Here is a 619-nt window from a genome sequence, read left to right as displayed (position 1 = left end):
CGGGTGATAGCAGGTGCAGTCGAAATGCCCGTTCCAGGCCGCGCCCTCCTGATCGCCATGGGTGGGGCTGACCGAACTGTCCATGTCCAGAACGATGTACTTCAGCCCGTTACGGTCATGGAACCGGTCGATCCATTGGCCATTCAGGTCGGCCAGCGCGGCACGGTTCTCGGGCTGTGCCAGTGTCTCGGTCTCGAACCGTCCCATCTGCGAGGCCGAGGCCGCTTGCGCATCGACAGCCCTTCCACCCACGACCTGGCGCATCACCGGATCGAGGGCCAGGCGGTCGGCGTCGTTCACATCCTCGTATCCGGCCAGTCGCCCGAACACCGATTGCCGGAACAACCCGTCAAGCCGGTGGACCGTGTTCTTGCCGCGCCGGGTGTCGCGCAATGCTTTTGCCGCCAGATCGGACAGCCCGAGCGCGTCATCCAGCTCGCGCATCACCAGCAGGCCGCCGTCGGAACTGAGCTGCGCACCTCGGAACTCCACATGCACCCGGCGGTCGAACTCGACCCGATCTGCCCGCTTCGAACCCGCACCCTCTGGGTGATCCATCAAACGCGCCCCTCACGGCCATCAACACCATGATTTATATCGGAAATATTGAGATCCTGAC

General features: G+C 63.7%; 1 pseudogene. It reads right to left on the bottom strand.

What is annotated here, in order from left to right:
• Positions 1–558, bottom strand: a pseudogene (locus D1094_RS18430) (IS1380-like element ISKpn23 family transposase); the annotation flags it as partial.
• Positions 559–619: the final 61 nt, after the last annotated feature.

The sequence above is a fragment of the Colwellia sp. RSH04 genome (assembly GCF_003545765.1).
Taxonomy (GTDB): Bacteria; Pseudomonadota; Gammaproteobacteria; order Enterobacterales; family Alteromonadaceae; genus Colwellia.
Note: the sequence above shows the minus strand (reverse complement) of the source record. Positions and strands in the feature narration are given on the sequence as shown.